The following is a 1,676-nucleotide window of genomic DNA, read 5'->3' on the forward strand; positions in this document are numbered from 1 at the left end:
GCCTTGGAGGGCAGGGCGGTCTGGTGGCCGGACGCGGGGACGACCTTCTTCTTGGCCGGCGCGCGGACCTTCTTGACCGTCGAGGCCGGCGCAGCGGCGCGGCGGGCGGTTTCGGCGTCGATCAGGGGCAGGATCTCGGCGGCGGCGTTCATCTGGACCGCGGAGCCGGATTCCGACAGGCGGGCGGCGTTGGCGCGCAGGGCCTTGAGGTCGGGGTCGCTCATGGCGGGGATCATGTCGGCAAGCGGGGTCATGGCAGTCTCCAGTACAAGGATACGGTGGTCGGGCCGGCGCCGTGATCGGCGGCCGGCCCTTCCGTCAGTCGGAAACTATTCGGCGGCCTTCAGGCGACCGGCCGATTCCTTGCCCGAGCGCGAGTCGCGCTCGATCTCGTAGGAGACCTTCTGGTTTTCGTTGAGCGAGCCCAGGTCCGAGACCTCGACGGCCGAAGCGTGGACGAACACGTCCTTGCCGCCGTCGTCAGGGGCGATGAAGCCATAGCCCTTGGTGGAGTTGTACCATTTCACAGTGCCGGTAGCCATTTTCAGGACCTCCGCTAGCAGTTGACCGCCGGAAGAGGTTCCGGGTCGGCCTGTCGGGTCTGAATGGGATCGGCTTTGGACCTCGGTGCGCGATGCAAAGGGGCAGCAGCGTTTCGCAGAGAGATCGACGAGGCCTCAGGTGGGCCCTTTCCCCGCCAATAGCAAGGGCGGGGACGGAAACGCCCCGGACCGCCGGGAAGGACGGCGGCCCGGAGCCGGCCTCCGTCAGTTCGGCATGGAGACCGTATCGGTGACGTGGATCACGCCGTTGGACTGGAACACGTCGGCCTGGGTGACGGTGGCCTCGCCGCCCTTCTCGTCGGTCAGGATGACGGCGGCGCCGCGCAGCGAAGCGGTGAGCACGCCGCCCTCGACGGTGGTCAGGCGGGCGCTGCCGCCGCCGGCCTGGATCTGCTGGATCAGGTCGGCCGAGGCGATCCGGCCGGGCACCACGTGGTAGGTCAGGATCCTGGTCAGGGGCGCCTTGTTGGCCGGCTCCACGAGGCTTTCGACCGTGCCAGCCGGCAGCTTGCCGAAGGCGGCGTTGGTCGGGGCGAAGACCGTGAACGGGCCGGGGCCGGACAGGGTCTCGACGAGGCCGGCGGCGGTCACCGCGGTCACCAGTGTGGTGTGGTCGGCGGAGTTGACGGCGTTCTGGACGATGGTCCTGTTGGGGTACATGGGAGCGCCGCCGACGGTGACGGTCTGCTGCGCGGCGGCGGGTTCGGCGGCGACCGGCGCGGCGGGGGTCTCGGCGGGCGAGCAGGCGCCGGCGATCACGGCGCAGGCGGCGACGCCGGCGACGAGGACGGAACGCGTGGGGGTGAAGGTCATCTGTGTCTCTCCTGAGCGGCCGTCGTTGCGGCTCGGAGAGAGAGACGACGGAGCGGCGCGGGCGGATCATCGCCGCGGCCAGTGGCCACACCGGCGATCCGGAACGGCCTTTCGCACGTAGGGGCGCCCCGGACGGCAAAACGGCGGCGGACGCCTTCGCATCCGCCGCCGTTCAAATCACGCGCCGGAGACCGGCGCCTGAAGTCAGCCCTCGGTCTTCAGCTGACCAGCCGATTCCTTGCCCGAACGCTTGTCGCGCTCGATTTCGTAGGAAACCTTCTGGTTTTCATCGAGGCCGCG

The 1,676-nt window shown here is 69.6% G+C and carries 3 protein-coding genes and 1 pseudogene; all 4 read right to left on the reverse strand.

The window, feature by feature from the left end; genetic code table 11:
* A partial coding sequence (locus VGD32_RS10610; protein ID WP_331031857.1) for a hypothetical protein occupies positions 1-254 on the reverse strand: 254 nt, incomplete at its 3' end.
* A 75-nt stretch (positions 255-329) separates the two neighbouring features.
* The gene (locus tag VGD32_RS10615) at positions 330-542 is read right to left on the reverse strand and encodes a cold-shock protein (RefSeq protein WP_168049007.1); all 213 of its coding nucleotides are present in this window, start codon (positions 540-542) and stop codon (positions 330-332) included.
* A 225-nt stretch (positions 543-767) separates the two neighbouring features.
* Entirely contained in the window at positions 768-1,376 is a 609-nt protein-coding gene (locus VGD32_RS10620; protein ID WP_331031858.1) for a fasciclin domain-containing protein, read from the reverse strand.
* Between the two features lie 204 nt (positions 1,377-1,580).
* Positions 1,581-1,676 (reverse strand): annotated as a pseudogene (locus VGD32_RS10625) (cold-shock protein); the annotation flags it as partial.

The sequence above is a fragment of the Brevundimonas sp. genome (genome assembly GCF_036402095.1).
Classification (GTDB): domain Bacteria; phylum Pseudomonadota; class Alphaproteobacteria; order Caulobacterales; family Caulobacteraceae; genus Brevundimonas.